Source organism: Leptolyngbya sp. KIOST-1, assembly GCF_000763385.1.
Classification (GTDB): domain Bacteria; phylum Cyanobacteriota; class Cyanobacteriia; order Phormidesmidales; family Phormidesmidaceae; genus Nodosilinea.
The window spans coordinates 505426-529236 of the sequence record NZ_JQFA01000004.1 but is presented as its reverse complement, the minus strand read 5'-3'; the positions used below and the strand labels follow the sequence as shown (position 1 = coordinate 529236).

The 23811-nt window shown below is 61.4% G+C and carries 21 protein-coding genes; 11 read left to right on the top strand and 10 right to left on the bottom strand.

From position 1 onward, the window contains the following. Positions 1-33: 33 nt before the first annotated feature. Positions 34-756 (top strand): hypothetical protein, encoded by a 723-nt coding sequence (locus NF78_RS19345; RefSeq protein ID WP_052050758.1) that lies wholly within the window; start codon positions 34-36, stop codon positions 754-756. A 117-nt stretch (positions 757-873) separates the two neighbouring features. Here NF78_RS19345 and clpP read toward each other — a convergent pair whose 3' ends face one another. Next, positions 874-1479: an ATP-dependent Clp endopeptidase proteolytic subunit ClpP gene (gene clpP, locus NF78_RS19340; RefSeq protein WP_035990942.1), complete on the bottom strand. Its 606-nt coding sequence runs from the start codon at positions 1477-1479 to the stop codon at positions 874-876. A 130-nt stretch (positions 1480-1609) separates the two neighbouring features. Here clpP and panB point away from each other — a divergent pair, with 130 nt between their 5' ends. Continuing rightward, entirely contained in the window at positions 1610-2395 is a 786-nt protein-coding gene (gene panB / locus NF78_RS19335) for a 3-methyl-2-oxobutanoate hydroxymethyltransferase (RefSeq protein ID WP_035990940.1), read from the top strand. 92 nt (positions 2396-2487) lie between these two features. Then, on the top strand, positions 2488-3762 hold the full coding sequence (gene ahcY / locus NF78_RS19330; protein WP_035990938.1) for an adenosylhomocysteinase: 1275 nt from the start codon (positions 2488-2490) through the stop codon (positions 3760-3762). A 331-nt stretch (positions 3763-4093) separates the two neighbouring features. On the opposite strand, the gene NF78_RS19325 is transcribed toward ahcY, so the two are convergent. Continuing rightward, positions 4094-4678, bottom strand: a complete 585-nt coding sequence (locus NF78_RS19325) for a Uma2 family endonuclease (protein ID WP_035990936.1) — start codon at positions 4676-4678, stop codon at positions 4094-4096. A gap of 348 nt (positions 4679-5026) precedes the next feature. Between NF78_RS19325 and NF78_RS19320 the strand changes: the two genes are divergently transcribed. Both NF78_RS19320 and nblS read left to right on the top strand, forming a co-directional pair. Beyond that, positions 5027-5386 carry a hypothetical protein gene (locus tag NF78_RS19320; protein WP_035990935.1) on the top strand — a complete coding sequence of 120 codons (360 nt, stop codon included), beginning with the start codon at positions 5027-5029 and terminating at the stop codon, positions 5384-5386. Between the two features lie 72 nt (positions 5387-5458). Then, positions 5459-7477, top strand: a complete 2019-nt coding sequence (nblS, locus tag NF78_RS19315; RefSeq protein WP_035990933.1) for a two-component system sensor histidine kinase NblS — start codon at positions 5459-5461, stop codon at positions 7475-7477. A 23-nt stretch (positions 7478-7500) separates the two neighbouring features. Here the strand turns inward: nblS and NF78_RS19310 are convergent, their stop codons facing one another. Beyond that, positions 7501-8178, bottom strand: a complete 678-nt coding sequence (locus tag NF78_RS19310; protein WP_052050757.1) for a phosphoribosylanthranilate isomerase — start codon at positions 8176-8178, stop codon at positions 7501-7503. A 180-nt stretch (positions 8179-8358) separates the two neighbouring features. On the opposite strand from NF78_RS19310, the gene psaK reads away from it, so the two are divergent. Both psaK and NF78_RS19300 read left to right on the top strand, forming a co-directional pair. Further along, positions 8359-8631 (top strand): photosystem I reaction center subunit PsaK, encoded by a 273-nt coding sequence (gene psaK / locus NF78_RS19305; RefSeq protein ID WP_035990931.1) that lies wholly within the window; start codon positions 8359-8361, stop codon positions 8629-8631. A gap of 148 nt (positions 8632-8779) precedes the next feature. Continuing rightward, positions 8780-9991 carry a site-2 protease family protein gene (locus NF78_RS19300; protein WP_035990929.1) on the top strand — a complete coding sequence of 404 codons (1212 nt, stop codon included), beginning with the start codon at positions 8780-8782 and terminating at the stop codon, positions 9989-9991. Positions 9992-10029: 38 nt separating this feature from the next. Here the strand turns inward: NF78_RS19300 and NF78_RS19295 are convergent, their stop codons facing one another. The 6 genes from NF78_RS19295 to NF78_RS19270 form a co-directional block, all read right to left on the bottom strand. Further along, positions 10030-10506, bottom strand: coding sequence for a YbjN domain-containing protein (locus tag NF78_RS19295; RefSeq protein ID WP_072016193.1), 477 nt, complete (start codon positions 10504-10506; stop codon positions 10030-10032). Between the two features lie 189 nt (positions 10507-10695). Next, a complete protein-coding gene (locus NF78_RS19290) occupies positions 10696-11361 on the bottom strand; it encodes a hypothetical protein (RefSeq protein WP_035990927.1) in 666 nt (221 codons plus the stop codon). A gap of 334 nt (positions 11362-11695) precedes the next feature. Beyond that, positions 11696-12364 (bottom strand): MarC family protein, encoded by a 669-nt coding sequence (locus tag NF78_RS19285; protein ID WP_035990925.1) that lies wholly within the window; start codon positions 12362-12364, stop codon positions 11696-11698. An 85-nt stretch (positions 12365-12449) separates the two neighbouring features. Further along, positions 12450-13664, bottom strand: a complete 1215-nt coding sequence (locus tag NF78_RS19280; protein ID WP_052050755.1) for an anion transporter — start codon at positions 13662-13664, stop codon at positions 12450-12452. Beyond that, positions 13661-14734, bottom strand: a complete 1074-nt coding sequence (locus tag NF78_RS19275; protein WP_052050754.1) for an endonuclease/exonuclease/phosphatase family protein — start codon at positions 14732-14734, stop codon at positions 13661-13663. The genes NF78_RS19280 and NF78_RS19275 overlap by 4 nt, the downstream gene beginning before the upstream one ends. A gap of 186 nt (positions 14735-14920) precedes the next feature. Further along, positions 14921-16324, bottom strand: coding sequence for a mechanosensitive ion channel family protein (locus NF78_RS19270; protein WP_081972768.1), 1404 nt, complete (start codon positions 16322-16324; stop codon positions 14921-14923). Between the two features lie 48 nt (positions 16325-16372). Here NF78_RS19270 and NF78_RS19265 point away from each other — a divergent pair, with 48 nt between their 5' ends. The 3 genes from NF78_RS19265 to NF78_RS19255 all read left to right on the top strand — a co-directional run bounded on the left by NF78_RS19265 (position 16373) and on the right by NF78_RS19255 (position 22295). Further along, entirely contained in the window at positions 16373-17323 is a 951-nt protein-coding gene (locus tag NF78_RS19265) for an SDR family oxidoreductase (protein WP_081972767.1), read from the top strand. A 397-nt stretch (positions 17324-17720) separates the two neighbouring features. Next, positions 17721-18989 (top strand): efflux RND transporter periplasmic adaptor subunit, encoded by a 1269-nt coding sequence (locus tag NF78_RS19260; RefSeq protein ID WP_081972766.1) that lies wholly within the window; start codon positions 17721-17723, stop codon positions 18987-18989. Between the two features lie 78 nt (positions 18990-19067). Continuing rightward, the gene (locus NF78_RS19255; RefSeq protein ID WP_035990921.1) at positions 19068-22295 is read left to right on the top strand and encodes an efflux RND transporter permease subunit; all 3228 of its coding nucleotides are present in this window, start codon (positions 19068-19070) and stop codon (positions 22293-22295) included. A gap of 583 nt (positions 22296-22878) precedes the next feature. Here NF78_RS19255 and NF78_RS33060 read toward each other — a convergent pair. Continuing rightward, complete coding sequence (locus NF78_RS33060) at positions 22879-23013, bottom strand: hypothetical protein (RefSeq protein WP_263970519.1); 135 nt, start codon at positions 23011-23013, stop codon at positions 22879-22881. A gap of 194 nt (positions 23014-23207) precedes the next feature. Here NF78_RS33060 and NF78_RS28460 point away from each other — a divergent pair, with 194 nt between their 5' ends. Beyond that, positions 23208-23681, top strand: a complete 474-nt coding sequence (locus NF78_RS28460; RefSeq protein ID WP_052050752.1) for a hypothetical protein — start codon at positions 23208-23210, stop codon at positions 23679-23681. Positions 23682-23811: the final 130 nt, after the last annotated feature.

Sequence of the window (23811 nt, the reverse complement as noted above, 5' to 3'; positions counted from 1 at the left end):
GGTTACCATCCACCCGCAGGGGAGTCGCCCGGAGTGCTAAGTTCGCTGCTGAGCCAATTTCGACAACGGTATCCCCAGGGCAGCCTGACCGCAGACCTGCTGACTATCCATGACGGCCTGTACGTGGTGCGAGTCTGCGCCGGAGTTGAGGGCACCGTTCTGGCTAGCGGATTGGGAGCCAATACCAAGCTTGAAGCCGCCGAAGATACCGCCACCACGCGCGCCCTGGAACGGCTCTGCCTACCAGCGGCTGCACCCGATCGCCCCGAAACCAGCCTCCTTCAGCCCCCCAGCCCCCCCTCCCTACCCGTCGTCGAGGCGGCTGTGCCCCCCCCTCAGTCCACCCTCCTCGGCCCGGCCCCTGACGCGATCGACCCCAGGGGCCGGACGTTGACCGTGGTCCCTGCCCCCGCGATGAAGGCCGCCACACCGCCGCCCATCGCCCTGGCCATTCCGCCCCAACCCCAGCCAGAGGCCGCCCCCGAGCCCGCCGCGCCGACACCGGCCCCAGATCCCGAGGACGATGAGCCCAACGAGTTCATGGACCTGGACCCCGGCTCCGCCCTTGCCGTGGATCTCTCGGACATCATTGCCCAGACCGATGTGGAGCTCCAGCGGCTGGGCTGGGACGTGAACCAGGGCCGCGAGTTTTTGGAGAAGACCTACGGCAAGCGATCGCGCCACGACCTCACCGACGACGAACTGCTGGAATTTTTGCTCTACCTCGAAACCCAGCCCACCCCTGGTAGTCCCTAGGACGTGCCGTCAAGTCTGGCCAAGACCCTGCCACCCCATAGCTAAAAGCAGCTAACCCCCCCAGCCAGAGCGTGGGGGGGGTTAGAACGGTCTAAACGGCCTCAGCCTTAGCGATGCCTACTTCACCACCATGGGGCGAGAGCCCACCGAGGTGCGATCGATTACTTGGTCGATCAGGCCGTATTCCACCGCCTCGTGGGGGCTCATAAAGAAGTCGCGCTCGGTGTCTTCGGCAATTTTGGCCAGGGGCTGACCCGTGTTGTTGGCGATCGCCTCGTTCAGCCGCTGCTTCAGGTAGAGAATCTCCTTGGCCTGAATTTCAATATCGGTAGCCTGACCCTGGGCACCGCCGAGGGGCTGGTGAATCATGATGCGGGAGTTGGGCAGGCTCATGCGCTTGCCTTTTTCACCCGCCGTCAGCAAAAAGGCCCCCATGCTGGCCGCCAGCCCCACGCAAATGGTGCACACCTGGGGCCGAATGTGGTTCATGGTGTCGTAGATGCCCAGTCCCGCGCTCACCGAGCCGCCGGGGGAGTTGATGTAGAGATAGATGTCTTTGTCGGGATCCTCAGCTTCGAGGAACAGCATTTGGGCCACAATCAGGTTGGCCGAATCGGCAGTGACTTCCTGGCCGAGAAAGATAATGCGCTCCCGCAAAAGCCGGGAATAAATGTCAAACGCGCGCTCGCCACGCCCGGATTGCTCAATAACGGTTGGAATCATGAGGATAAGCCACTTGCACTGCTGTCACTAATTCTAGCGACTTGTGGAGCCGCAGATTGGAGGGATAGCCGAATCAGGGTTTGCTATTCTGGCAACCAGAGCCCTTTTGAAATCTCTGTAGGCGCAGCCCATGGCCGTCAGCGTAGATCGAATTTTGCGGTGGAAGCAGACGGGCCGCCCGGCCCAGCCGATCGCGGTGCTGACGGCCTGGGATGTGATGTCAGCGCAGATTGTCGATGGGGCGGGAGCCGACATCGTGCTGGTGGGCGACTCCCTGGCCATGGTGGCCCTGGGCTACGACACTACTCTGCCCCTGACGATGGAAGACATGCTGATCGCGGCCCGGGCGGTGCGGCGGGGGGTAAAGAATGCCCTGGTGGTGGTGGATTTGCCCTTTCTCAGCTATCAGAGCAGCGTTGAAGAGGCGGTGCGGGCGGCGGGGCAAATGCTGAAGGCGGGGGCCCAGGCGGTGAAGCTGGAGGGGGGCCACCCGGCGGCGGTGGCCACCGTGGAGCGGCTGGTGCAGTGGGGCATTCCCGTCATGGGTCACGTGGGGCTCACCCCGCAGTCGGTGAATCAGTTGGGGGGCTTTCGCCAGCAGGGCAAAACCGAGGCGGAGGGCGATCGCATTCTCACTGAGGCCAAAGCCCTGGAGCAGGCCGGAGCCTTCTCCACTGTGCTGGAGCACATTCCGGCGGCGCTGGCCCGGGACATCACTAAGGCCCTGAGCATTCCCACCATTGGCATTGGAGCAGGGGCCCACTGCGACGGCCAGGTACTGGTCACCGCCGATGTGCTGGGGCTGTCGGCCTGGCAGCCGCCCTTTGCCAAGGTCTACGCCAACCTCAGGCAGCAGGCGATCGCAGCGGCAGCCGAGTTCTGTACGGAGGTGCGATCGGGGAATTTCCCGGCATAGACAACAGGGGCAGTCCCCGGCATAAAATTCCGTTAAGCTAGGGAGGCTGGCTACTAGAACAGAAACGGTTTATTACGGTTGATACCCTCGCTATGAGCACAACTCTCCAATTTAAGTACGACGTTAAGGACATTTCCCTGGCCACCCAGGGCAAACAGCGGATCGAGTGGGCCGGGCGAGAAATGCCCGTGCTGCGCCAGATTCAAGACCGCTTTGCCACCGAGAAGCCCCTGGCGGGCATTCGGATTTCGGCCTGCTGCCACGTCACCACCGAGACCGCTCACCTGGCGATCGCCCTCAAGAATGGCGGTGCCGATGCCGTTCTCATTGCCAGCAACCCCCTCTCCACCCAGGACGACGTCGCCGCCAGCCTGGTGGCCGACTACGGCATTCCCGTGTTTGCCCTCAAGGGTGAAGACAACGCCACCTACCACCGCCACGTAGAGACGGCCCTCGACCACCGTCCCAACATCATCATCGACGACGGCAGCGACGTGGTCGCCACCCTGGTGCAGACCCGTAAAGATCAGCTCAGCGACATCATCGGCACCACCGAAGAGACCACCACCGGTATCGTCCGCCTGCGGGCCATGTTTAAGGACGGCGTGCTCAGCTTCCCGGCCATGAACGTCAACGACGCCGACACCAAGCACTTCTTCGACAACCGCTACGGCACCGGCCAGTCGACCCTAGACGGCATCATTCGCGCCACCAACGTGCTGCTGGCGGGCAAAACCATTGTGGTAGCAGGCTACGGCTGGTGCGGCAAGGGCACAGCCATGCGGGCCCGGGGCATGGGAGCCAATGTGATCGTCACCGAGATCGACCCAATTCGGGCGATCGAGGCCGTCATGGATGGCTTCCGCGTCATGCCCATGGCCGAGGCCGCGCCCCAGGGCGATCTGTTTGTTACCGTGACTGGCAACAAGCACGTCATTCGCCGCGAGCACTTTGAGGCCATGAAAGACGGCGCAATGGTGTGCAACTCGGGACACTTCGACATCGAAATCGACCTCAAGTCCCTGGGCGAAATGGCCAGCGAAGTTAAGCAAGTGCGCAACTTTACCCAGCAGTACATGCTGGGCAGCGGCAAGTCGGTGATTGTGCTGGGCGAAGGCCGCCTGGTCAACCTGGCCGCCGCCGAAGGTCACCCCAGCGCTGTGATGGACATGAGCTTTGCCAACCAGGCCCTGGCCTGCGAGTACCTGGTGAAGAATAAGGGTTCCCTGGAGCCCGGTCTGCACTCCATCCCTGAAGCGGTCGATAAGGAGATCGCCCGCCTGAAGCTGGTGGCCATGGGCATCGAAGTCGACAGCCTGACCGCCGAACAGGAGATCTACATCAACTCCTGGACCGTGGGCACCTAGGCGATCGTCGCTCCGCCCGCCGAGTTCTAACCGCAGGCCCCAGGGTTTTTAGAAAAACCCTGGGGCCTATGCCATTAAATAACCCCCGAGGCCAAGGCTTCGGGGGCTGCTTAGTATAAGGAGTTAGCTATAAATTGCGTGCGTCTGTCGTATCTGTACTTAGAATGCCCTAAGTCCAGGGCTGCGTCATGCTCGAATTGCCATCTTTACGGCAGGTTGGCCCAGACTTAGCGGTTCTCGAGAGTTTTGCAAACTGTGACCCCTGTCACTTACAAGTCAGTGCAACCCAACGAGCTAGAAAGTGGTTGTGCAGTGAGTGGTACCCTCACTGCTAAGTAAACAGGGCGACGTTTAAGCTAAAGCCCGGCAGCACCGTTTCACCAGAAAGCTGGGTGGGGAGCGATCGCACCTCTGCCTCTGCCCCCGGTCGATAGATTTCTACCTGCTGACCCTTGGGGTCAAACAGCCAGCCCAGACGAACGCCGCTAGCCATGTACTCCTGCATTTTGGCTTGCAACAGCTCCAGACTGTCGGTAGACGACCGCACTTCCATTACAAAATCTGGAGCAATGGGAGGAAACTTGCGCCGTTGCTCGGGAGTTAGCGCTTCCCATCGGGATCGTTCTATCCAGGCGGCGTCGGGCGATCGCTTGCTGCCAATCGGCAGTTGGAAAACGGTAGAAGAGCTAAACACCACACCCAGCTGGCTTTGTCGATTCCACAAAGCCAAATCAGTTCCCAACTCCATCTCTTGATTGCCGCTCTCACCACCGACAGGAGGCATAACGATTAATACTCCTTGGGCATTTTGCTCGATCGCCATCTCTGGGTTGTGGATGCAGAGCTGATAAAACTGCTCATCAGTCAAATGAACAGCCTCAAGATTAATTTCGAGGGGTAAGTCCAGGGTGGTCACAGGCAGCTCCGAGGGGAGGGGCAATATCTAGCTGAGGGGAGTGCTTTCTATGGTAGCGATTCGTCTATCTTGTGAAAATCGCTAAAAACCGTTGCAGGCGAACAACTTCACTGAGTGAACTGTCTAAACTATTCACCAACTTGTGCTACCGAGCCCGATTCTGAGCGTGATTCGTTACCGATTTCAGCTCAATCTTCTCAGCGTTTCCCCAATTTATACCTGTCAAATGGGGCCGATATCCCCTGCCTCCTATCGCTCTGGCCTGTCCAGGGCGTTTGGTTTATTTGGGATGCCGCCAGCGGTGGAGCGAGTTACCCATGAATTTCGTTTTCAATTCCCTGTTTAACCATGAGCTATAGCTTCGACATCATTGGTATTACCCCGGTGCTGCAATTTTTCAACCACCAGCAACAGGTGGAGACAAAGCGCGATCGCGCCCAGGCCTACCTCGGCAGCTACTGCTGCACCCTCGACGCCTTCATCAGCGCCACCGAGGCCGTCCACTATCGGCCCAACTGGGACTGGGATGCGATCGTCAGCACCATCGTCAACTTCTGGCTCAGCCAGGAAAACGACGTCCTGCACTGGAAGCAGCAGTTGGCCGCTGCCCAGAACACCCCAAATCCAGGGGAGCAAAACCTGATTGTGGCCCGCGTGGTCAACTACGACAGCCTGCGCCAGGAGTTTGAAACCCTGTTTGACGGCTAGGAGCAGGGCCAAGATGCGAAGAACATGCCAGAATAAAGGCTGAATTTACCATCCAGCATCAGATAGGTTCCGTTGATCAGGCTTCTGGCAAAAATTCGCGATATCTTCCTGCGCTGGTGGGGCGACTTCACTTTGCAAACCCGTCTAATGGCGGGGGCAACCCTGGTGGTGTCGCTGATTACCAGCGCTCTCACATTCTGGGCGGTCAACACCATCCAGATGGATGCCCGCCTCAACGACACCCGCTTTGCCCGCGACCTGGGCCTGCTGCTGGCTGCCAATGTCGCCCCCCTGGTCAACGAGGCCGATCGCACCGAGCTGGCCCGGTTCTCCTACAGCTTCTACCAGAGCACCTCCAGCGTCCGCTACATGCTGTACGCCGATGAGAACGGCGATATTTTCTTTGGCATTCCCTTCTCAGAGGCATCGGTGCAAAGCTCTCTCACCCTGAGGCGGCGGATGCAGCTGCCCGAGGGCTACGCCCAAAACACCGATCGCCCCCTGGTGCGCCAGCACCTCACCCCCGTGGGCGAAGTCACCGACGTGTTTGTGCCGCTCAACTACAACGGCCAGCACCTGGGGGTACTGGCATTGGGTATTAACCCTAACCCCACCGTGGTCGCCTCGTCGCACCTGACCCGCGACGTCACCATTGCGGTGTTTGTCTCGATCTGGGTGATGGTGATTCTGGGGGCCGTGTTCAACGCCCTCACCATTACCCAACCGATCAAAGAGCTGGTAGTGGGGGTCAAAAACATTGCCGCTGGCAACTTTAACCAGCGCATCGACCTGCCCCTGGGGGGCGAACTGGGCGAGTTGATCTACAGCTTCAACGATATGGCCGAGCGCCTGGAGCGCTACGAAGAGCAAAATATTGAAGAGCTTACTGCCGAAAAAGCCAAGCTTGAAACCCTGGTTTCCACCATTGCCGACGGCGCAATTTTGCTCGACAGCGATATGCACGCGGTGCTGGTCAACCCCACTGCCCGCCGCATCTTCGGCTGGGAGCACCAGTACCTTGACGGCGAGAACATTCTGGAACACTTCCCCGCTCCGGTGCGGGTGCAGCTCACCCGGCCTCTGTTTCAGGCAGTCAAGGGCGACTCAGAGGCGATGGAATTTCGGGTGCCGATTACCGAGCCCAGCCACCGCACCCTGCGCATTTTGCTCAACACCGTGCTCGACCAGGCCCGAGAAAACGTCAAGGGGCTGGCCATTACCGTGCAGGACATCACCCGCGAGGTGGCCCTCAACGAAGCCAAGGCCCAGTTCATCAGCAATGTCTCCCACGAGCTGCGCACGCCGCTGTTCAACATCAAATCCTTCATCGAGACCCTGCACGAGTATGGCGAGGACCTCAGCGACGGCGAGCGCAAAGAATTTCTCGAAACCGCCAACCACGAAACCGATCGCCTCACCCGCCTGGTCAACGACGTGCTCGACCTGTCACGCCTGGAGTCGAGCCGCCAGTACCAGCTCGAAGCGGTGGATATCATTCAGCCCATTGAGCAGACCCTGCGCACCCACCGCCTCAATGCCCGCGACAAGCAGATCGAGCTGCTACAGGATGTCGAACCCAACCTGCCGCCAGTAATCGGCAACTACGACCTGCTGCTCCAGGTGTTTAGCAACCTGGTGGGCAACGCGCTCAAGTTCACCGAACCCGGTGGCCAGGTGATGCTGCGGGCGCACCAGATCGTGCCCCCAGGGGAAGGCCTCGACGAGGGCGGCTACATCCGCATTGAGATCTCTGACACCGGCATTGGTATCGCTCCCGAAGACCAGCAGGCCATCTTCGATCGCTTCTTTCGGGTCGAAAACCGCGTCCACACCCTGGAGGGCACGGGCCTGGGCCTCTCCATCGTCAAAAATATCATCGAAAAGCACAGCAGCCAGGTCCACCTGGTCAGCGAGGTGGGCATCGGCACCACCTTCTGGTTCGATGTCGCCGCCTATCAACCCGATGCGATCGAGGTGCTGGCGAAAGACACGACCCACGCGAGAGCAGAGGACAAGGATCTGGCGATCGCCGCCATCAGCCCGTCCTCTTCAGAAACCTCACTGTTGAACCCCAAAGCTGACCAGAATTAACGGTAGAGCCATGCTATTAGCGGTTACTGACTAGCGTTCAATAATTCCTCAGCGGCGGGGTGCAACCAGGGCTGCAATTGCTCAAATAGGTGTTGAACCAACGCCAAATCCTTCACACCGGGCTGGTGTTCAACGCCGCTGGAGAGGTCAATACCGTCGGGCTGGAGGGTCGAGAGCGCTGTGGCGACGTTCTCTGGCGTGAGCCCGCCCGCCAGCATCCAGGGGCAGGCGGGGCGAAATGACACCAGGGCCTCCCAATCCAGCGTTAGCCCTGTGCCGCCGAGCTGCTGGGGGTGGTAGGCATCGAGCAGCAGGGCATCGACGTAGGGAGCGTAGGTTTCGGCCCGCACCAGGTCGGCGGCGGTGCGCACCCGAATCGCCTTGATTAGAAAGATACCGGGTAGCTCGGTCAGCAGCTGCTGGCACTGCTCAGGGGTTTCCTGGCCGTGGAGCTGGAGGTGGCTGAGGTTGGCCTGCCGGGCGATGTCAGACATCTCCGCCAGAGGGGCATCGGCAAACACACCCACGGTTTTAGTCACGACTCCAGCGGCATCGAGAACACGAGTAATTTCAGCGATCGCGGCGGGAGTCAGGTAGCGGGGCGACTGGGGCACGCAGATAAACCCTAGGTGGGTGGCCCCATGCCGGGCGATCGCGATCGCCTGCTCTGCCTGAGTAATGCCACAAATCTTGACCCGCATGTTAACTCTGTTGAACATTTCGCTGAGGAGGTGTCGCCGGATTTTTATAATCCAGCTAGGCTTAAATGCCCATGCTAAGGCCGCACTTAAAGCCGTCGCACTCAAGCATAAGCGTTAAGCGATCGCCGTTAAATTTTGTTTCTCAAGACCCAATTTTAGACCTCTAGCGGAGAAATAACATTGCTGTTTTCCAACCTGCTTGCCGCCTACACCGTGCCCACTACCCCTGAGTGGTCGCCCAAAGTGGCGCTGATCATGATTACCTGCAACCTGTTTGTGCTGGCCATCGGCAAGTACGCCATCCGCAAGCCTGGGGCGGGTCCAGCCCTGCCCGTGGGCCTGCCGATGCTGTTTGAAGGCTTTGGCCTGCCCGAGCTGCTGGCGATCGCCAGCTTTGGCCACATTCTCGGTGCCGGCATGATCCTCGGTCTGGGCAACGCCGGATTGTTGTAGTATCCCCCCTTGCACCGCCCAGCGGGGTGATGGGCCAGTTGATACAATAGAGTCATATCCCAGACCCGAGTGCCCATTTCTGCGATGGGGTACCGGGTCTGGTTTAGCATTTGAGACTGTTTTGCGGCTGTTAAGTAGGGGTTAGGCAATGCAATCTAGCTGGCGTATTGGGGCTATTTTGGGTATTCCCCTGTTTATCGATAGCTCCTGGTTCATTATTCTGCTGCTGGTGACGGTGTCCTACGGGCTGGAGCCGAGCTGGCACTCGGCCTGGGGCAACCTGGCCTGGGCGATGGGCTTTGCCCTGGCGCTGCTGCTGTTTGCCTCAGTGCTGCTGCACGAACTGGGCCACAGCCTGGCCGCCAAAACCCAGGGCATCGCCGTCAACTCGATCACGCTGTTCTTGTTTGGCGGCATTGCCTCCATCGACAAAGAGTCCAAGACCCCTGGAGATGCGCTCAAGGTAGCCGTGGCAGGTCCGCTGGTCAGCTTTGGCCTGTTCTTGCTGCTCACCGCCGTCTCGTACATTCCGACCCTGCCGACCCCTGTATCGGTGATTACCGGCAGCGTCGCTCAGATCAATCTGGTGCTGACGCTGTTCAACATGATCCCTGGTCTGCCCTTAGATGGCGGTCAGGTGCTCAAAGCCCTGGTGTGGAAAGGGACGGGCAGCCGCATCAAGGGCATTCGCTGGGCGGCGCGCTCCGGTCAGCTACTGGGCTGGTTGGCGATTACCTTTGGCCTGGTCATGGCCCTGGCCTACCAGGCATTTTCGGGCTTCTGGATTGCCGCCATTGGCTGGTTTGCCCTGCGCAACGCCGCCGCCTATAACCAGGTCACCAACCTGCAAGAGGCCATGCTGGCCCTCACCGCTGCCGATGCCATGGCCCGAGACTTTAAGGTGGTCGATGCCACCCTGTCGCTGCGGCAGTTCGCCGACACCTACCTGCTCGAAGAGAACCGCGCCCCCGCCTACTTCGCCGCCTCCGACGGGCGCTACCGGGGCCTGGTCAGCATTGACGACATGCGCGCGATCGAGCGCAGCCAGTGGGAAACGCTGCCCCTCAGCCACATCGCCAAACCGCTGCTAGACATTCCCTCGGTGCGGGAGGGGACGCCCCTTACCGAGGCCATCGACCAGCTGGAAGCGCTTCAGATTCCTCGCCTCACGGTGCTTACCCCCGCCGATGCCGTCGCCGGTACCCTGGACCGGGGGGATGTGGTACGCGCGATCGCCGACCACCTGGGTCTGCGCGTCTCCCCCGCCATGATTCAGCGAATCAAAGACGAGGGACAGTACCCGCCGGGGTTGCAGCTGCCTTCGATTGCCAAGGCCGTGATTGAAGAGGCAAGGGCGTAGGGGATTGGGGGATAGGTATCACCCAACACCCCTCACCCCTAGGCCATGCCAAATTCAGCCACCAGTGCCTCGTCCGAGTCGTCCGCGATGGTGGCCACAATGGTGAGTAGGCGAGAAATTTCGGCGGCGGAAATATCTTTGAGAATGCGGCTGGAGATCACCAGCACCTGATCTCCTGAGATGCCGAAGCGGGCCTCCAGGGTTTCGTTGCAGTTTTTCTCCAGCAGCAGCTTCATGAGCCTGGGTTCGTCTTTGGCGGGCAGGCGCAGCACAGGGGACCAGGCGGTTAGCGTATCGGTCTCGGTTTCGCCCGTGAGCTGCACGTAAACATCGACGCTGCCGTACTTAAACCGCCACAGGTGTCCCTCCGTCGTCTGGCTCACCATCGCTCCATCGCCCTGGTCAAGACTGGCAATGACCGCCTCCACGGTCTCCACACAAGGCACTGCATCGATGTCTTGCTCAGTCAACGAATTGACGTAGGACAGTTCCATATCGATCACGTCATTAGCCATGACAAACCTTTGGTAGCTATTGCCAAACGAACTGATTCAGAGGGCCAGCCTGCAAACCGCAGTATGGCCCAGTAATGTCAAAATTCTAGGACCAACCGGCCCAGAAACAACCTCCTGTGGGGGGGATGGCGATGCCTGCTCCAACTGTATCCCCTCGGACTGCCGCTGACCATCCCCGTCTTGGCCGGGTTAGCCTGCGGCTTCGATCTGCTCTTGAAACTGGTCTTCGAGGGTATCAAAGCTGTAATCGCGAATTTCCGGCACTTCGGGCGGCACCTCAAAGCCGGTGATGGTGCAGGCCTGGCGGCGCTCCGCCCGTGACGAGTAGCGGCAGAGGTGCTCAATAAAGTGAAACACCACCTTGGGGTCAGACCACTTCATCTCGGCCCGCTGCTTGAGAATGATCAGCGCCTCTTTGTCGCTCATGGAGCTGCGCCACCCCTTGCGCTGACGGCACGACACCCAGGCGTTGAGCACCTGAAAAATGCGGGCCAGGGAGTTTTGTGGAATCGCCCGCAGGTGGTACTGCTCCAGCACGTCGGCGACTTCGTCTAGCCCTGCATCGCGGGCCAGCTGGGCGCTTTCCCTAAACAGGACCTCCATCTGGAGCACGGCATCCTGGTGGTCGGTATACTCCTGCTTGAGCAGGCGATCTTCGAGGTAGATGGCCCCCAGGTTTTTGAAGTGGGCGGCGAGAAACAGCGTTTTTTTATCGCGATCGCTCAGCCCGGCAATGGTGCCGTAGGCCAGACACAGGTCGGCTAAGAAGATAGATTCTTCAAACAGCCAGGGCTGCCTGCGCTTGAGCAGACTGCGCAGCAATTTAATAAAACTGTGAAAGCTCGGGTAGCTCATGGGTCAATGGTTCCCTGAGAAGGCTTGCGGCAAACAGGACACAGCAACGAGGGAGCATTGCAAATTACCCAGGGTAATGATGGGGAAAATGCTATGGTTAGCGGCCCATCTACTGGCTTCGCTCAACCCCAGCGGGTTGCTGTCTCTAACCCGCACCCAACCTTAGGGCGTATCGTCGTCAGTCTGCGCTGGATGGGCTGCTTAAGCCCTTGTCCAGGCGATCGCGCCAGTGCCATTTTCAGGGAACACCCCAAGTTTAAGTCAAAACCACGACGACGACGCGCCGCCAGGCAGAACTCTCCCCTCGCCCCAGCGGCGGCAGGTTCACGGGCCACTAAGGGGTAACCCACCCCAAAGACACCATCCAGTCGGCCAGGCCATTGAGAATGAGCTGCACCCCGATCGCCATCACGAACAGCCCCAGCAGGCGGCTCATGGCCTGAATGCCGCTGGCTCCCAGCACCTTGAGCAGCAGCGTGGACGATCGCAGCGACAGAAAAATGGCCAGGCCGATCAGGCCGATGGCGGCGGCGATCGCCAGCAGGTTCAAGGCTGTGGCTACCGAAAAATCGCCTCCCGCCTGGGCGGCGAGACCCAGGGTGACGGCGATCGCCCCCGGTCCCCCCAGCAGCGGAATGGTCATCGGCATAAAGGCAATATCTTTGTGCTCATCGACCCGTTGCACGGCCTCCTGGCTATCGACATTGGTGAGCTTGGGGTCGGAGTTCATCGCTCGCCAGGCGGCGTGGAACACCACAATGCCCCCGGCGATGCGCACCACCGCCAGCGAAACGCCAAAGAACCGCAGCACGCTGCCCCCCACCAGCAGGGTGCCCACCAGCAGCACCACCACGTTGCGGGCAATGCGCAGGGCGTAGCGGCGGCGCAGGTCTGCGGGTATCCCCGTCGTCAGCACCAGAAAAATCGGCACGCTGCCGATCGGGTCTACCACCGGAAACAGCGCCGCAATACCGCCCACGACAAAGTCAAAAAATACGCGCACCGCTGGACTGCCCCCAACAGGTCTTTGTCTCAGAATACTGTCTGTAGCGGCTCGGATCAGTTATCGCTATAGCCAGTCTATGTCGTTAGACCAGGACAATCCAGCCGTAGGCGATCGCCAGGGTGAGCAGGGTGAGGGGCAGGCCAAAGCGCAGGTGCTGCCAGAAGGTAAGGGTGTAGCCTTCGGCGGCGATCGCTTCGACCATGATCAGGTTGGCCACCGCGCCAAACAGGGTAAGGTTGCCCGCCAGGGTCGACCCCACCGCCAGCAGCAGCCAGCTCTGGGTATCGCCAGGGTCAATCATCCCCTGAATTAGCAGGACCGCCGGCACGTTGGAAATCAGGTTGGAGAGCACGGCCGTGACCGCCAGCAGCCCCGCTGGATGGGCCACCCAGGGGGCCACCCGGTCCAGCACCTGCAGCGACTGCACCGCCTCAGTCAGCACAAACAGCCCTGAAAACAGCACCAGCAGCGACCAGTCCACCGCCGCCAGCACTCGCCGGGGCTTGATGCGGCGAGTCACCAGCAGGACCGCCGCCGCTAGAAACGCCGACTCCGCCAGGGGCAGCCCCACCACAAAGGCGGTCAGCAATAGGGTAGACACCCCCAGGGTTTTAACCAGCAGGGGGCGGTGCAGGCGCAGGCGGGGCAGCTGGGGCGGTGGGCAGGGAACCCGCGATCGCAGCTCCGGGTAAAGGCACCACAGCAGCCCCACCTGCAGCCCCAGCCCCACCAGCGCCACCGGCAGCAGCGCACCCGCAAAGGCCAGGTAGCCAATCCCCGAAAACGACCCCACCAGAATGTTTTGCGGATTGCCGCTGAGGGTGGCGAGGGAGCCGAGATTGGTCGCCCCTGCGATCGCCAGCAGGTAGGGCACCGGGTTGAGCTTTAGGGCCCGGGTCAGTTGCAGGGTCAGCGGCGTGCTCACCAGGGCCAGAGTGTCGTTGAGGAAGACCGCCGACAGCGCCCCGGTTCCCACGGTGAGCAGCACCAGCAGACCCAGGGGACTGCTGGTCAGGCGCAGCAGCTGCACCAGGGCCAATTGAAAGAAACCGGCGTAGGAGAGGTAGGCATTGACCACCATCATGCTGAGCAAAAACACGATGGTGTTGGCGTCGATCGCGGCCCAGGCGGCGTCCAGGGGCAGCGTGCCCAGGGTCACCAGCACCGCCGCGCTGACCAGGGCGATGGTGGCGCGGTTCATACGCAATCCCGGCACGTAGCCCAGAGCCAAACTCAGGTAGCTGATCGCCAGCACCAGGCCCTGAACCAGGGTCAGGGGATCAACCGGGGTGGTCATGGTCCAGGGCGCTCTGGCCCAGGACGCTCTGGCCCATGACGCTCTGAGCTAAGGCGCTCCACCAGCTGGGGCCGGCTCGACAGGGGCGGGTTGAGTTCAATGGTGGCCACCACCTGGCCGTGGTCGGACTGCCAGGGTTCGATATTGTCCTCCAGCAGGGTCTGATCGAACAGGTGGTCGTTGAATACCGATACGTAGGTGACCCGGCCAATGCGATCGCGGTTTTGGGCCGAAAATTCTTCGCTCACCATGATGTGGTCGAGGCTGTCGTAGTGGCCGTTGTGGATGTGGGTGTAGTAGTGGTCGCCGTAGCCCAGGCGGGCCTGAATGTCTTTGACCTGGTACAGCAGCACGTCCCACACCGGCGCTTTTTTGCGGTAGGGCCAGCATTCCCAGGGCGGGGTGCCCGCCACAATTTGGGTGGTGACCGCGGTGTGGTTGTCGTTGACGTCGCCGACGACGATGACGGGGTAGTTGCGATCGCGCAGTCCCTCCATCAGCAGAAACCTGAGGGCGGTGGCCTCGGCGGTGCGGCGAATCAGCGCTCGGGCGTGGCCCTTGGCAATTTCAATCGGGTCGCTGCGGTCTACCCCGTTGGCCATCATCGGCCGTTTCGACTTCAGGTGCACCACAAATACCGTGCACTGAATCGCCTCGCTCAGGGCCAGATCCACCGCCAGCACCGGATGGGAAAATCGCCGCACCGGAATCTCAGCCCCTTCTAAATCTAAAAGGCTCTCGGCTGGAAACTCGTCGTACACCCGCTGCCCCAACACCGGAAACCCCGTCGCCAGCGCCACCCCCGGCCCCCGGCCAAACCCTTCCGCCATAACGATCTCGTGCTGCTGGTGGTACTCGCTGCGGTGGAGGGCTTCTTTGAGCGCCCCCCGATGAAACACCTCCTGAAAGCCGCAAATATCGACCCGCATGCGATCGAGCTGGCCGCCAATCCAGGCCAGTTTTTTGAGGTAATCGGCCTGGGAGTGGGCTTCGCCGGGGTAGAACTCGCGATCGGGCAGCATCAGGTTGTTGAGGTTGAAGGTGCCGACGCGAAACTGGTTGCGTTCCATAGCAGCCGCTGCTGGGGATAAGGATGGATTGGAGCAGTGCCCCTAAGCATAGCGCCCCCCTAGGGGCTGTCATCAATTAGCTGCCAAACGGCCAAAAATTAAGGGTTACAGCCCCCAGCCTGTCGTTTGGGTCGGGCGTGGCAAAGCATGATATACCCAGCTTTTGACCACAATCGATGACATGCTCTAGGGTTCCGCTGCCGCCGGGTCACCCGCCGGAGGACTCTCACCGCCGTCGGGAATCGGCTCCGTGGTCATGTCCTCGGGGGCAATCGCCGCGTCGGAGCGGGCCTGGGGCAGGGTCAGCTTGATCGCCGCCAGCACCCTGGAGGTGACCTGTAGGAAGGACTGCTTGCGGGAGTTGACCCAAAACTGGGCCTCCAGATTGACCGTGTTTGGGGTCAACTCCCGCACCAGCACCACCGACTCCGGGTCGGGCTCCACCCCCTCCACGGCCATGATCTGCCGCTGGATGCGGTGCAGAATGCTGGGCAGGTCGGTGGTGTAGTCGAGGCCGATAGTAATGCTACTCAACCGCACCGGGGCGGCGGTGTTATTGGTGATACTGCGCTGGAAAACCTCCTGGTTGGGAATAAACACCAGGCGACCGTCGTAGGTCTGCACCGTGGTGGCCCGCAGCTGAATTTGGGTGACGGTGCCCTCGTAGCTGTCAATCACCACCTGGTCGCCAATCCGAAAGGGCCGGGTGGCCAGCAAAATTACCCCCGAGATATAGTTGCTCAGCACATCCCGCAGGCTAAAGCCAATGGCCACACTGGTGAGGCCGAGGGTACCCAGCAGGGCGGCGAAGTTGACCCCCAGCACCCCCAGGGCCACCACGCTGCCAAGGGTCCACACGGCCCCGTAGCACAGGCGGCTGATCAGCTCTTCGGTGGTGCGATCGCCCTCGGTTTTTTGAGCCCACACCAGCACGGCATGGCGCACCGCCGCCGCCCCCAACCAGGTGAACACGAGCATCACCAGAGCCCCCAGCAGGGCCGGTAGTCCGTCCAGGGTGTTGCGGGCTAACTGCAGGGCGGTGCCTTGAATGCGGTAGGCCGCCGCCGCCGCCAGGTTGGTGCGAGCCATGGCCTGGTTGAGCAGGTCGGCCCAGCGCTGAGCCAGGGTGGCCAGGTCGGTATTGAAGTCGAGGGCATCCTGGGCGGTGACGGTCATGATCAGCCGCTCGTTGACCTGGAGCGTGGCCAGGTTGCGCTCGTTGTCCACGCTGACGGTCACGGGCGCTGTATCGGTCTCCTGGTTGAGCATAGCGGCAATGCGGCGGTTGATTTGCCCGGCCCGGTCGGCCGCGTTAACATCGGGCAGGCCCCCCACCTGAAACACCGGCTGCCCTCGCACCAGCACATCGGCAAAAAATGCCTCCTCGACAGCGGGTGTCTGGGCAATAGCTGCACCGCTAGAGTAGCTGGGCAGCCCGCCCATAGGCCCCAGCGCTAGCCCCAAAGCTAGCCCCAGCGCTAACCGCCAAACCAGCCGCTCGGGACGAGAGGCCCGTTTGGGGTCGATTCTGCCCCGGAGCACTCCTGACCAGGGCCGTCTACCCTGCAACCCCCATCGATACCGCGCCATACCCACCCGCCAGCTAGACCGCTTCCATTCAATCCCATATCTGGCCCCATGGAAAACCAATCCCCCAAAGCGCCGCACGATGCGCTCCCTGCCGGCAGCAGCGCCAGCTCTCCCCGGCGGCTCTTGGTTACGGGCGCTAGCGGCTTTTTGGGCTGGCACCTGTGCCGCGCCGCCCAGGCCACCTGGCAAGTTGTGGGCACTTACCACCGCCACCGTCCACCCCTGCCGGGAGTGGAACTATACGAGCTTGACCTCACCGCCCTCGCGGCCCTCCCCCCCTGGCTAGAGTCCCTTGCCCCCGATGCAGTCATCCATACCGCTGCTCTGTCCCAGCCCAACCGCTGCGAGCAGGAGCCGGACCTCTCCCACCGGCTGAATGTAGAGGCGACACGGGTGCTGGCCCAGTTCTGCGGCAACTCCAACATTCCCCTCGCCTTTACCTCCACCGACCAGGTGTTTGACGGCCAGGCTGCCCCCTACAGCGAGGACTCTCCCCCCAGCCCCATCAGCCTGTACGGTCGCCACAAGGTCGAGGCCGAGGCCCTGGTTCAGGCCCTGCATCCCTTCGCTGCGGTGTGTCGCCTGCCGCTGCTCTACGGTCCCCCCAGCCCGACGGCGGAGTGCTTCCTGCAGGGGTTTGTGCGCACTTTGAGGGCGGGGCAGCCCCTGCACCTGTTTACCGACGAGTTTCGGACCCCCGCCTACGTTGAAGATGTCGCCGCTGGCCTGCTGCTGGCCCTTGAAAAAGCGACTGGCCTGCTGCATCTGGGTGGCCCTGAGCGCCTTAGCCGCTACGATTTTGGCCTGCGGATGGCGGCGGTGTTTGGCCTGGAGACTGCCCTGATTGTGCCGGGGAAGCAGGCCGATGTCGTCATGCCCGCCCCTCGCCCCCCGGATGTGTCCTCCCGCAGCGATCGCGCCTTTGCCTTGGGCTATTGCCCTCGGGACGTCGAGGCGGGGCTCAAAGCAACTAAAGCCCTAGGGGCTGTCATCAATTAGCTGCTAAATCCCCAAAAACTAAGGGTTACAGCCCTTAGCCTGTCGTTTGGGTCGGGCGTGGCAAAGCTTGATATACCGAGCTTTTAGCCACAATTGATGACACGCCCTAGGGCATCGATAGCAGAATCACCGTTTCCTGTGGCATCCTTAATTCATTTAATATTGCTCAACCAAATAATTTAATCAAGTACCGCTGCGCTGCCCCGACTGGGATGATTCGGGGTAGCCGTAGCCCAGCGGACCAGCCCTAGTACCAAGCCCTCGGCTGGGTTTGTAGCTACTGCCAACACCCGGTCACCGCCATGCTCAACTCACACAACTGAGCATCCCCTGAAAGGTAGAAGCCCAAATCAAAATTTGTAAAGTAAATTAAACGCAACGGTTAGGGGGAATAGCCATGGTTGTCAAACAGTTTCGATGGGCAGGGCGTGCACCGATGGGGACGGCAGGGTTTTTGCTGATCGGAGGCATTGGGATCGTAACCGTCGCCTGTGGCCAACCGATAGAGCCAGCGGCCCAGGCCCAGGCCGAGCAGGAAGGTAGACCGGTGGTGGTCGATGTGGCCGTTGCCGCCGACGCAGCCACTGCCCGCACCTACACCGGCACGACGCGCCCGGCCCGGCAGGTATCGCTGCGATCGCAGGCCGAAGGACGGTTGCTGGGCCTGAGTGCCGACGTGGGCGATCGGGTGCAGCAGGGCCAGGTGGTGGGCAACCTTGACAATGTGCTGCTGCAAACCGCCGTGGGTGAAGCCCAGGCCGAACTCGCCGCCCGCCAGTTTGAGGTCACCCAGGCCGAGGCCCAGCTGGCCGACATTCGCACCTCCATCGAAGAGTCGCGGGTTCGGTTTCAGCAGGCCAGCAACGATGCCCAGCGCCTCCAGACCCTGGCCAGTCAGGGGGCTGTGTCTGCCCAGGAGGCGGAGCAGGCCCAGACCACCCTGGTGACCGCCCAACAGGCCCTGCAATCGGCTCAGGAGCAGGTGCGGACCCGGCAGCAGGCGGTGGCAGCGGCCCAGCAGCGGGTCGAGGCCCAGCGGTCAATTTTGCGCGAAACCCAGCAGCGCCTCTCCTTTGCCAACCTCACCGCCTCCCTGTCTGGGGTGGTGCTGGAGCGGGCCGCCGAACCCGGCGACCTGGTGCTCCCCGGCGAGGCCGTGCTCACCCTGGGCGACCTGTCCCAGGTGCTGGTCGTGATTGAAGTGGCCGACAGCAACCTCAGCGAATTTAATCTCGGGCAGTCGGTGGATCTCGCGATCGATGCCTTCCCCGGCGAAAGCTTCACGGGCCAGGTGACCCGCATTTCGCCCGTCGCCGACAGCACCTCCCGGCTGCTGCCCGTAGAAATTACCGTCGCCAACCCCGGCGGCCGCATTGGCAGCGGTCTGCTGGCCCGCGTCACCGGCACCAGCGGTCAGTCCAACGCGGTTTCGGTACCCGAGAGCGCCCTTGAGGTGGCCGAAGATAGTGATAGCCAAATTTTTGTCGTCACCGAAGCCGATGGCCTCAGCGTGGTCGAAGCCAGATCGGTACAGGTGGGCGATCGCGCCGACGGTCAGGTCACCCTGCTCTCTGGCCTCACCCCAGGCGAGCAGTATGTCGTCCGCAGCAGTCAGCCCCTGGAGTCGGGGCAAACCGTAGAGCTGAGCCTTACATCTGAGGGGTAGGTGAGTCGGTGGCTAGGTGAATAACTCACCTGCCCACCCGCCCACCTGCCCACCCGCCCACCCACCCACCCGCTCCCCATGACCCCCTCCTCCTTCCCCAACCAGCGTTTCAGCATTAGCGGCCTGGCCATTCGGCGGCACATCGGCACTCTGATGCTGGGCCTAACGGTACTAGTGATGGGCTTTTTCATCACCACCCAGCTGCCCGTGGATCTGCTGCCCTCTATCACCTACCCCCGCATCGGGCTGCGGGGCGATGCCCCCGGCCTGTCGCCGGAGGTGGCCGTGGACGAAATCACGCGCCCCCTGGAGGAGGCGATGTCGGCTACAGAGGGAGTGATTCAGGTCTATTCCCAAACGCGAGAAGGGCGGTTTAGCATCGACCTGTTCTTTGAACCGGGGGGCGATGTGGACCAGGCCCTCAACGACGCCACCGCCGCCCTCAACCGGGCCCGGGGCACTCTGCCCGACAGCATCGAAACGCCGCGCCTGTTCAAGTTTGACCCCTCCCAGCTGCCGGTCTACGAAATGGCGCTCACCTCAGATTCCCTCAGCCCCCAGGCGCTGCGAATTTTTGCTGAAGAGGAGCTGGAGCGCGAACTTCAGCAGGTGCCCGGGGTGGCCAGTGCCGATGTGTCTGGCGGTGTCAACGAAGAGGTGCAGGTAAATCTGGACCTGCGCCGTCTGCAGGCGGTGGGCATTGGTGTGCCCGATGTGATCAATGCCCTGCGCGATCGCAACCAGGATATCTCCGGCGGTCGTCTGCGCGGCGGCAGCGAAGAAACCCTCACTCGCCTGGTGGGCCGCTTCCAGTCGGCAGACGAGATCGAGAATTTGCAGATCGCCGTGCCGGGCACCACGCCGCCCCAGCAGGTGACCCTGCGTGACGTGGCCACCGTGATCGACGGCACCGAGGAGCAGCGCATCGCCGTGCGCCTCAACGGCCAGCCCGCCGTCAAGGTCAGCGTCCAAAAGCAGCCCGACGCCAACACTATCGAGGTGGTGGATGGGGTCAAAGCCAAACTCGACGAAATGCGCCGGATTGGGCTGATGCCCGAGGGCATGGACATGACCGCCACCCTCGATGAGTCGCGCTTCATTCGCAACTCGATTCAAAACGTGGCGATCGCGGGCCTGACCGGGGCTACCCTGGCGGGCATCGTGGTGCTGCTGTTCCTTGGCTCCCTGCGACAGACCTTCATCATCGTCACCGCCATTCCCCTGGCCACCCTGGTGGCGCTGGTGTTAATGGGGCTGTTCGGTCTCTCGCTCAACGTGTTTAGCCTGGGTGGGCTGGCCCTGGGGGTTGGCATTGTGGTGGACAACTCCATTGTGATGCTCGAAAACATGGCCAAGCGGGCCGAAGAAATGGAAGCCTCCCGCCAGAGCGAAACCTTCAGCCTGCGGGAGGCCATCTTCCAGGCGGAGGCCAGCAGTCAGGAGCTGGAGAGTGCCCTGCTGGCCTCGACGACCACCAACCTGGTGGCGGTGCTGCCCTTTTTGCTGATTGGCGGCATTATCTCCCTGGTGTTCAACGAGCTGATTCTCACCATCAGCTTTTCGGTGGCGGCCTCGCTGGTGGTGGCGCTGACGGTAGTACCCACCCTGGCTTCGCGGCTGATTATGGGGCGGCCCACCCGCTCCCTGCAAAGCTGGGGCCCATTTCGCTGGTTCAATGCCCGCCTGGAGGGAGTCACCCTGGGCTACGGTCGGCTGCTGCGCCAGGTGCTGCGCCGTCGGCTGCTGATCATCGCGGCGGCGCTGCTGCTGTTTGGCGGCGGCAGCTGGTGGATGGTGGGTCAGATTCCCCAGGAGATTTTGCCCCGCATCAGCACGGGGCAGGCCCAGGTGAGGGTGAGCTTTCCCCCAGGTACGACCATTGAGGCCAACCAGCGAGTGATGCAGGCGATCGACGAGGTGCTGATGGCCCAGCCCGAGACGGCCTATGTCTTTAGTACGGCCGGGGGCGGACTGTTTGGCAGCAATGTGTCTGAAAACACCCTGCGCGGCAGCGTCACCATTACCCTTCAGCCCGGCACCAACACCACCGCCTACGTCGATCGGGTCAACGGTGAGCTGAACCGGCTGCCGCTGGTGGGCACCCGCATCAACGTCAGCCCCGAGTCGGTGCGCGGCCTCAACCTGACCAACGCGCCCGTGCGGGCCGACCTTGACCTGGGCCTCCAGGGGGAGGACAGCGCGGCGCTGTTCCAGGCAGGGCAACAGGTGGTGAGAGCGCTGGGACAGGAGGCCACCCTGGCCCGCTTTCGGCCCGACGGCGAAGACCCCCAGGACGAGGTGCAGATTGTGCCCGACTGGGCCAGGGCCAATGGCCTGGGCTTGACCTCCACCACCATTGGAGACACCATTCAAACCGCTCTCAACGGCTCGGTGCCCACCCAGCTCCAGCGCGGCAACCGGCTGGTGGATGTGCGGGTGCAGATTACCCCCGGCAGCGTTCAGCGGTCGGCACAGCTGCTGGACATTCCGCTGTTTACCAATGGCGGCGACCTGGTGCAACTGGGGGACATTGCCCAGGTGCAGCGGGGTCCGGCCCCCGGCGAAATCCAGCGCATCAATCGGCGGCAGGTATTTTTAATTGGCGGTGATTTGGCCGAGGGGGCCAGCCTAGGCGATGCTCTGGCCGAAGCCGAGAACATCATTGCTGGCATCGATCTACCCCAGGGTATTACGGTACTGCCCAGTTCCGCCGCTGAAACCAACCAGGAGCTACAGCAGTCGTTGACCGTGCTGGGTTCGCTGGCGGCCTTCCTGGTGTTTGTCGTGATGGCGGTGCAGTACAACTCGCTGATCGATCCGCTGGTGATTATGCTAACGGTGCCCCTGGCCCTGGCGGGGGGTATTTTGGGCCTGTTTGTCACTCAGACGGCGATCGGGGCCACGGTGGTGGTAGGGGCCGTGCTGCTGGTGGGTATTGTGGTGAACAACGCCATCATCATGGTGGAGTTGGCCAACCAGATCTACGAGGCCAGCGGCTGCACCCGCCAGGAGGCCATGCTACGTGCGGCCCCCCGCCGCCTGCGCCCGATTTTGATGACCACCTTTACGACGGTGCTGGGCCTGTTCCCTCTGGCCCTGGGCATTGGCGAGGGGGCTGAGTTTCTGCAACCCCTGGGGGTGGTGGTATTTTCGGGCCTGTCCCTGGCCACGGTGCTGACGCTGTTTATCATTCCCTGCTTCTACACCCTGCTGCACGGTGGCCTGGGCGGCGGTCGGCCAGGACGGGCGATCGCCACCAGCGACCAAACCGAGTCCGTCGATGCCCCAGAGGTGGTGCAACCCTAGCGCACCACTTTTTCTGGCGATGGCGATGCCAGGCCCTGTCTATATACCCCCAGTTCGTAGGGGCGTTGCAGTGCAACGCCCCTATCAGGTATCGGTTTTATGCGTGGCTAATCGCAGGAATGAGTCAAAAATTCGACGCCTCTTGTAGGGTAAACGGCCGTTTGCCCTTACTCAAATTCATGCTCCCATCAAGCAACGCCTGGTTTTACGTCGGAGTTCTGTGAACGGATGCGGTATTAGTCGGTTTTGATGATTAGTCCTAGTTCCCCCCGAGTTTGTGTCGAGTAAAATAGAGGGAAAGCGCTCAGGAGGCCAACCCGATGGCCAAGCAACGACGGAAGCGTGGAACCGCAGGCGATAAAGGTTCAGGCGGCGATCGCCCGGTGCAATCACCCCGTGAATGGCATCGTGGGCCAGAATAAACAGGCCGGTTTGACTGTAGGTGCGCCCTAAAACCGCCGGCAGAACCCACAGCCATTGACGCTGCCCCAGGTCAACCGCCAGGAGCAACCCCAGACTTAACATCCAGACCAACACCATCCCCGAGGCAATTAAAACCCCCGCCAAAGGATCTGGGTTTGGGTCATGCCGCATATAAATCGGCCTCGCTCAGCAGTACCGTAGTTTCTCCACCAACTCTGCCAAAGTCCGGCTCTGGCCCCGATGTCATCTCAATGGTGTAGAACCAGGTTTCAGCCTCATATATAAAGTTTTTCACAGAACCCTCGCCACCCCAAAAACTGACCTGCTGGGCCCGGCAAAAGCTAGGTAATCCAATCAATCCCTGATCCATAGGACGCCCTCCACAATTTCTCACGGTAATAGAGGGGCGCTTGATTACTGGATTAAATCTAGTTCCCCCCGAGTTTGTGTCGAGTAAAATAGAGGGAAAGCGCTCAGGAGGCCAACCCGATGGCCAAGCAACGACGGAAGCGTGGAACCGCAGGCGATAAAACGATTTGTCTCCCCATTGCAGACGACCTCGACTACGCCACTTTGGTGGAAGATCGGGAGGCCTTTCGTCAGTATCTCGACGAGCAGATTGCGGCTCACCCTGAACTGTTCCCCGAAGGCATTGAGGCCGGTTATCGCTTTCACGGATGGGTCGAGTCCTCCCGCCAGCAGATTAAGACCCGACGGATTTTGCTGCCGAGGACGAAGGAGGCCTATCAACTGCGTCCGGATTTTGTGATGCCGTACATGAGCGAAACCGCAGAAATGGCGGATAAAGCCCTCTACCTGAGGAAGCATGGTCTGGCGTTTGAGGGCATTGCCTATGTACTGGGACGCTCCGAGATGCACTGGTATCGGCTCTGTCAGTCGTTGGGCCGAGCCTCCATTGTCGGGACTACCCTTAAAACGGAAGCGGCGCTCCCCCCCATCTAGTTGCCGACGAGAAGCACTGTAATTGGAAAGGGAACCGTGTCTATCTGGCCGTCACCGCCGCCCAAGGGTGCATCTTAGGGGCCAGTCTAAATGCCAGTGCGGGGCAGGCCGGACTCACTGAAGCCTATGG

Coding starts and splice junctions, on each gene's coding strand:
- NF78_RS19260 (WP_081972766.1), top strand. CDS start 17,721: ATGGTTGTCAAACAGTTTCGATGGGCAGGGCGTGCACCGATGGGGACG.
- clpP (WP_035990942.1), bottom strand. CDS start 1,479: ATGATTCCAACCGTTATTGAGCAATCCGGGCGTGGCGAGCGCGCGTTT.
- NF78_RS19295 (WP_072016193.1), bottom strand. CDS start 10,506: ATGGCTAATGACGTGATCGATATGGAACTGTCCTACGTCAATTCGTTG.
- NF78_RS19280 (WP_052050755.1), bottom strand. CDS start 13,664: ATGACCACCCCGGTTGATCCCCTGACCCTGGTTCAGGGCCTGGTGCTG.
- NF78_RS19300 (WP_035990929.1), top strand. CDS start 8,780: ATGCAATCTAGCTGGCGTATTGGGGCTATTTTGGGTATTCCCCTGTTT.
- NF78_RS19255 (WP_035990921.1), top strand. CDS start 19,068: ATGACCCCCTCCTCCTTCCCCAACCAGCGTTTCAGCATTAGCGGCCTG.
- NF78_RS19270 (WP_081972768.1), bottom strand. CDS start 16,324: ATGGCGCGGTATCGATGGGGGTTGCAGGGTAGACGGCCCTGGTCAGGA.
- NF78_RS19265 (WP_081972767.1), top strand. CDS start 16,373: ATGGAAAACCAATCCCCCAAAGCGCCGCACGATGCGCTCCCTGCCGGC.
- NF78_RS19290 (WP_035990927.1), bottom strand. CDS start 11,361: ATGAGCTACCCGAGCTTTCACAGTTTTATTAAATTGCTGCGCAGTCTG.
- NF78_RS19310 (WP_052050757.1), bottom strand. CDS start 8,178: ATGCGGGTCAAGATTTGTGGCATTACTCAGGCAGAGCAGGCGATCGCG.
- ahcY (WP_035990938.1), top strand. CDS start 2,488: ATGAGCACAACTCTCCAATTTAAGTACGACGTTAAGGACATTTCCCTG.
- NF78_RS19275 (WP_052050754.1), bottom strand. CDS start 14,734: ATGGAACGCAACCAGTTTCGCGTCGGCACCTTCAACCTCAACAACCTG.
- NF78_RS28460 (WP_052050752.1), top strand. CDS start 23,208: ATGGCCAAGCAACGACGGAAGCGTGGAACCGCAGGCGATAAAACGATT.
- panB (WP_035990940.1), top strand. CDS start 1,610: ATGGCCGTCAGCGTAGATCGAATTTTGCGGTGGAAGCAGACGGGCCGC.
- NF78_RS19320 (WP_035990935.1), top strand. CDS start 5,027: ATGAGCTATAGCTTCGACATCATTGGTATTACCCCGGTGCTGCAATTT.